This is a genomic window from Brachyspira sp. G79, from assembly GCF_002379365.1.
GTDB lineage: Bacteria > Spirochaetota > Brachyspiria > Brachyspirales > Brachyspiraceae > Brachyspira.
Genome location: NZ_JQIU01000009.1, coordinates 63,777 through 67,837, shown reverse-complemented (window position 1 = coordinate 67,837; position 4,061 = coordinate 63,777). Strand labels below are relative to the sequence as shown.

The following is a 4,061-nucleotide window of genomic DNA, read 5'->3' as shown; positions in this document are numbered from 1 at the left end:
CTTGCTTTAAATATAGTATCAGTTTTATCGGCTAATTTAAAATTTAATATTTTGGAGAATCTATTTATAATAAAAGAAGAAAATTATAATAAAAACAAGAATTTACTTATTGTAATAGGTTTATCATTTACTTATGCATTAGTTTTTATATTGTTATATTTGTCATTTCTCTCATTTACAAATAATATCTCTAATAATGAAAAATTAGAAAGTATAGTGAGGATAGTAAAAAATAATACTTCAGAAAATACATTTTTATTTAAAGGTTCTATAGATGATAATATATATAATATGCTCTATAGAGAAATAGAATCATATGATAGGTATGCAGAAATTGAAAGGGTATTTAATTTTCCAGTTGGAGTAGTTATAAGAACTGGAAGTATAGCTTCAAGAGTATATACTTATGAAAAAAATATATTAGAAAGCGGATTAAGCATATCTAATATCATAATAGAAGGAGAAGTATTTGAAAGTCCTAAGAGAGAAATTGTTATAGGAAAAGATTTAGCTGACTATCTTAACTTAAAAGTTGGAGATGCTTTATCATTAATAGCTAAAGCATCAAGAGGATGGCTTGAAACAGGATATTTTTATGTAAGCGGCATATATGATTTGAAAGACAGAAATTATGATATTATAGGAGATATTACCGCTATGAATAGTTTTATATATTTAAAAGAAGGAGATAAATCCCCATATAATGAAAGTATAATAGTTTTTTCTGATAATGATAATATATATTCTCTTTTAGCTAAAAGTGATTTTGTAAATAGTAATAATTTGATGGCTGTATCTGCTGATGAGGAATATTATACTCAATATAATAGTTCAATGAAAAATGTTATTATTGTATTTATTATATTTTTAGCATTTACTTTGTCTTTACTATCTTCATCGATACTATCTATTTTTTACAGACGCTTGTCAAAATTTATAATAGGATGGTATAAGAAGATATTATTAAATGTATTATATTTAGTCTCTTTACTAACTTCTATTATAATATCAATATTGATTATATTTATATTTTTTCCTTTTAGTTTGAAGTTTTTATTATTTAGTATATCTATAATTGTACTTTCTTTTGTATTGTCTCTTTTAATATCTAACTATAATAATATATAATGAATTTAAGGATTAAAAATGAATTTTTTACAAAAAATATTAAAGATAAATAAAATAATATTTTTAATTACTATATTATTTTTTATTTGTGTAACTTTGTACATGTATAAAACGGCACATTCTTTGAGAGTAAGATATATTACATTAGAGTTTGAAGATTTGCCTGAAAGTTTTGACAATACAAAGATTGCTTTGGCAGCTGATATGCATGCGGGGCTTTATATACCAGAAAGCCATATAAAGAATATGTCTGCTTTGATAACTAATGAAAACCCTGATATAATACTATTTGCAGGTGATTATATTTATAGTGCACCTCATAAGTTTAGTCATTATAATGAAGAAAATACAAAGAAATTTGCTAATGGCATAAAGGGCTTGGAAGCAAAATATGGAAATTATGCTGTATTAGGTAATCATGATAATTGGGAAAGTACTTCTGATGTTTCAAATGCTTTATATTCAAATGGATTTAAAGTTATAGATAATAATATTTTATTTATAACAAACGAAATGGGAGAATATATATCCATAGGAGGTGTAGGAGATTTTTTAACTGATAATGTTGATTTTGAAGCGGCAACTAAAAATGTTAAGTCAAATGATTTTCATATATTATTATCTCATGAACCAAATATCCCTTTAAAAAGAGCTAAAGATAAAGGATATACAGAAGTTATAGATTTATTTTTATCAGGGCATACTCATGGTCTTCAAATAAGTTTTCTTCCTATGTGGGTTTGGGAGGGACTAAACAAAAATAAGGAATATCCTCATTTTCCAGTAATTTACGGCATTATGAATTATGGAAAGATGAAAGTATATGTAACCTCTGGAATAGGGGCCGTACTTATGCCTTTTAGATTATTAGCATATCCTGAAGTTGTTATAATAAATTTAAATAGAAAGTGATTTAATATATACTTGAACAATTTTATTTTGTCAACAGATGCACATTATACAGAATTATCAACTTTTCTGTTGCACAAAAAAATTGCCACATGCACGCTTAGCGAAAGTGTAAGTCTAAAAATCACACTAAATAGTACTAATTATGTTTTATATGTATAGTAAGATTATTAAATTAAATAATTTTATAGTTAATCTTGTCAAGTAGTTTTTGAAGCAAGTTTAATATTATGTAATCAGAAGCATAATCATTGATATCCAATAAAAATAAGTAATACTGTGTGATAAGATACTAACAAATTGTCTAAAACAAATATCTGTAAACTATAGTTATTAACTGACCATACTTTTATAGCAAATATATGTTAAATATTTTATTTGTGAAATTTATTAAAATAATTATTTCAAAATTATTTATTATTTTTTACCTAAAGAAAGAGGCATATCTATATGCTATTTGTACGCCTAAATCTAAATTGCCGTACGATTCCCCTTTTGTGATTTCAGGCAAATCAATATTGCTAAGATCAAATCCCCAATCATAGCCTATATATAGACCTATAGCTATAGCCATATCCTCTCTGAAAAATATATTATAATCAGCTATAAACTTTAAATATGTTCTAGGAGTACTTTTACCATTTGAAGAATAATCTTTCCCTTTATATTGTATTGTCAGACCTGGACCTAAGGATAGTCTTATTCCTATGTCCAAACCTAAAGAAAAATCTCCTATATAAACTTTAGGCATACCTCCAAAACTAAGAGAATGAGCTTCATAAATATAATTAATATTTATATTATTTTTATGAATACTTGTTTTATTATATGAATATCCAAAAGTTCCTAAAAAACTCATACTTACTAAATCAGTTATTCCCAAATAATATCCAAGTCCTATACCAACACCGCCCTGAAAATTTACCTCATGACCTGCAGGCTCATATTTAGGAATATTTCCATGCGGTATCATTATACCAATTCCTATAGGGGCATTAATATTAAAATCAAGACCATGTCTTATTATAGGATAAATATTATTTGGAATAGCTAATACTATAAATAATACAAATACAATAATATAATGTTTTTTTATCATGTTTTCTCCAACTTTGCATTTTTTATTAATCATCAAATTTCTGTCCTAGAAGCTGTCCATTATTTGCATCTATATAAAGCTCCATCATATTATTAAGTTTTACTTCGTATATGTTCCATTTCTTTTTAATCTTAGTTATTACATTATTCGGATAAGTTTTAACTACAGTATTTGCCACAGATTGAGGTAGTATATTTAAAGGCAATGCCGTATAATTTCCTTCTATTTCCTTTAAATCCCCATTTCTAAAGAACTCTATTTCTACCCCGTTATCTAAGGCTATTTCATAAGTCTTTCTATCCATTTCAGCATAAATAATGGCAGTATTTTGAAAATATGTTTTTATAAATTGAAGTATATTACTTGGCAATTGATTTGGGGCAATATACATTCCATCAGCATAGGCAAAAATAGATGCTGTTAAAAATAATAATATTATTTTTTTATTCATGTTTCCTCTTGTTTTTATTTTTTAATTGTCTATATATTTTCTATTTGATTAGCATTTCTACAAAATCTATAATTATCTAAACTAATAACACACATATTCTATTCTTTAGTTATTTTTATAATGGCATAATTCAGATTTGTTTTTTAATGTAATAATAACTTTATTTATCTATAAAATTTATAGGTATTAGTGAATAATTTATGTCTATTTCATTCCATATATCGATTGAATTAGAACATAATACCATCATCAAAAACAACTTCATATAACTACTATATATTATTATATCATCACAATTAAAATAATCTTTAATAAAATTTATCAAATAATATACTACTATAGAAAAGTTTACATAAGAATACAAACAATAATATTATTATGATAAATCTTTTAATCATTACTACATATTGTAATTTTTTTATACATTATGATGATTACATATATAATATAACAAAACTTCTTATAAATATCAAT

3 protein-coding genes and 1 pseudogene are annotated in these 4,061 nt (G+C 24.6%); 2 read left to right on the top strand and 2 right to left on the bottom strand.

From position 1 onward, the window contains the following. Both KQ44_RS13295 and KQ44_RS13290 read left to right on the top strand, forming a co-directional pair. A pseudogene (locus KQ44_RS13295) lies at window positions 1-1,128 on the top strand (hypothetical protein); the annotation flags it as partial. A gap of 18 nt (window positions 1,129-1,146) precedes the next feature. Next, window positions 1,147-2,040 (top strand): metallophosphoesterase, encoded by an 894-nt coding sequence (locus tag KQ44_RS13290; RefSeq protein ID WP_096737862.1) that lies wholly within the window; start codon window positions 1,147-1,149, stop codon window positions 2,038-2,040. A gap of 421 nt (window positions 2,041-2,461) precedes the next feature. Here KQ44_RS13290 and KQ44_RS13285 read toward each other — a convergent pair whose 3' ends face one another. Next, complete coding sequence (locus KQ44_RS13285) at window positions 2,462-3,169, bottom strand: hypothetical protein (protein WP_240516701.1); 708 nt, start codon at window positions 3,167-3,169, stop codon at window positions 2,462-2,464. Beyond that, entirely contained in the window at window positions 3,162-3,587 is a 426-nt protein-coding gene (locus tag KQ44_RS13280; protein WP_096737861.1) for a PepSY-like domain-containing protein, read from the bottom strand. Before KQ44_RS13280 ends, KQ44_RS13285 begins: the two co-directional genes overlap by 8 nt. Window positions 3,588-4,061: the final 474 nt, after the last annotated feature.